The organism is Vibrio sp. 1402 (assembly GCF_033340275.1).
Map to the genome: position 1 here is coordinate 1 of NZ_JAWOWE010000613.1, position 542 is coordinate 542.

A 542-nucleotide genomic window follows, 5' to 3' on the forward strand; every position below is an offset into this window, starting at 1 on the left:
ACGATGATTATTGCGATGAGTGTTCACACAGATTGATACGGTTTATAAAGTAAAGAGACGATACTGGGTCTGTAGCTCAGGTGGTTAGAGCGTTCGCCTGATAAGCGAGAGGTCGGTGGTTCGAGTCCACTCAGACCCACCAATTTCTTTCCCAAGGAATTGGCGACAGTATCGACACCTTGATGGGGCTATAGCTCAGCTGGGAGAGCGCCTGCCTTGCACGCAGGAGGTCTGCGGTTCGATCCCGCATAGCTCCACCATCTTTAAGTGTTCTTGAAAAAGAATCTTTAAAAATGGTTTTCATCAGAAAATCTAGCTCTTTAACAATTTGGAAAGCTGACAAAACAACAATTTATTGTTGTTTGTAAAGTTCTCAATGTTTGTCTTTAAGACAAACACCAAAAAACACATTCAAGTGTTCTTGGCTTTTTGTTTTCATTTTTTCTAAAAATGAAGGTAAAAAGATGAGTCCGGCAAAATCGAATGTCTCTCGCTCATTCAAATAATGAGAGACAACTTTGGTGATTTGAACATCAACTCGA

General features: G+C 40.8%; 2 tRNA genes. Both read left to right on the plus strand.

The features are described from left to right. Positions 1-65: 65 nt before the first annotated feature. A tRNA-Ile gene (locus R7044_RS27535) sits at positions 66-142 on the plus strand. Between the two features lie 42 nt (positions 143-184). Continuing rightward, positions 185-260, plus strand: a tRNA-Ala gene (locus R7044_RS27540). Positions 261-542 lie beyond the last annotated feature (282 nt).